A 1,760-nucleotide genomic window follows, 5' to 3' on the forward strand; every position below is an offset into this window, starting at 1 on the left:
TGGTGAGCATCTTAAATGTATCTATTTTAATGCTAGGAACATTGTAAGAAAAGTGGATGAGCTCAAAGCATGGATTGATAAATGGAAATATGATGTTGTAGCAATTAGTGAAACATGGTTGCAGGAGGGGTGTGATTGGCAACTAAACATTCCTGGATTTAATTGCTTCAGGTGTAATAGAATCGGAGGGACAAGAGGAGGAGGGGTTGCATTACTTGTCAGAGAAAAGATTAAGGCGGTGCTTTGGAAGGATAGGTTAGAGGGCTCGTCTAGGGAGGCTATTTGGGTGGAATTGAGGAATGCGAAAGGTGTAGTAACACTGATAGGAGTGTATTATAGGCCACCGAATGGGGAGCGAGAGTTGGAAGAGCAAATGTGTAAGGAGATAGCAGATATTTGTAGTAAACACAAGGTTGTGATTGTGGGAGATTTTAATTTTCCACACATAGATTGGGAAGCTCATTCTGTAAAAGGGATGGATGGTTTAGAGTTTTTGAAGTGTGTGCAGGATAGTTTTTTACAACAGTACATAGAGGTACCAACTAGAAAAGGGGCAGTGTTGGATCTCCTGTTAGGGAATGAAATAGGTCAGGTGATGGATGTATGTGTTGGGGAGCACTTAGGGTCCAGTGATCACAATACCATTAGCTTCAATATAGTAATGGAGAAGGACAGGACTGGACGTAGGGTTGAGATTTTTGATTGGAGAAAGGCTCACTTTGAGGAGATGCGAAAGTGATTTAGAGAGAGTGGATTGGGTCAAGTTGTTTTATGGGAAGGATGTAATAGAGAAATGGAGGTCATTTAAAGGTGAAATTTTTAGGGTACAGAATCTTTATGTTCCTGTTAGGTTGAAAGGAAAGGTTAAAAGTTTGAGAGAGCCATGGTTTTCAAGGGGTATTCGAAACTTGGTTCAGAAAAAGAGAGATATACAATTAATATAGCCAGCATGGAGTAAAAGAGGTGCTCGAGGAATATAAAGAATGTAAAAGGAATCTTAAGAAAGAAATCAGAAAAACTAAAAGAAGATACGAGGTTGGTTTGGCAAGCAAGGGGAAAGTAAATCCAAAAGGTTTCTACAGGTATATTAAAAGCAAGAGGATAGTGAGGGATAAAATTGGTCCCTTAGAGAATCAGAGTGGTCAGCTATGTGTGGAGCCGAGGGAGATGGGAGAGATCTTAAATGATTTCTTTTCTTCGGTGTTCACTAAGGAAAAGGATATGGAAATGTGTAAGGTGTGGGATAGAAGCAAGGATGTTATGGAACCTATCGCAATTAAAGAGGTGGAAGTACTGGCGCGTTTAAGAAATTTAAAAGTAGATAAATCTCCGGATCCTGACAGGATATTCCCTAGGACCTTGAGGGAAGATTGTGTACAAATAGCAGGAGCTCTGACAGAGATCTTTCAGATGTCTTTAGAAACAGGGAGTGTGCCGGAAGATTGGCGTATTGCTCATGTGGTTCCATTGTTTAAAAAGGGTTCTAGAAGTCAGCCTAGCAATTATAGACCTGTCAGTTTGACTTCAGTGGTGGGTAAATTGATGGAAGGTATTCTTAGAGATAGTATTTATACTTATCTGGAAGGACAGGATCTGATTAGGAGTAGTCAGCATGGATTTGTGCGTGGAAGGTCATGTATGACGAACCTTATTGAGTTTTTTGAAGAAGTTACAAGGAATGTTGACGAGGGTAAGGCAGTGGATGTAGTCTATATGGACTTCAGCAAGGCCTTTGACAAAGTTCCACATGGAAGGTTAGT

2 protein-coding genes are annotated in these 1,760 nt (G+C 40.3%); both read left to right on the forward strand.

Annotated elements, in window-relative coordinates:
• Positions 1-739 (forward strand): endonuclease/exonuclease/phosphatase family protein (locus CUC53_RS03720; protein ID WP_157798189.1); only part of this gene is annotated, 739 nt, incomplete at its 5' end.
• A gap of 224 nt (positions 740-963) precedes the next feature.
• A partial coding sequence (locus CUC53_RS03725) for an RNA-directed DNA polymerase (protein WP_157798190.1) occupies positions 964-1,760 on the forward strand: 797 nt, incomplete at its 3' end.

The organism is Aeromonas cavernicola, from assembly GCF_002795305.1.
Classification (GTDB): domain Bacteria; phylum Pseudomonadota; class Gammaproteobacteria; order Enterobacterales; family Aeromonadaceae; genus Aeromonas; species Aeromonas cavernicola.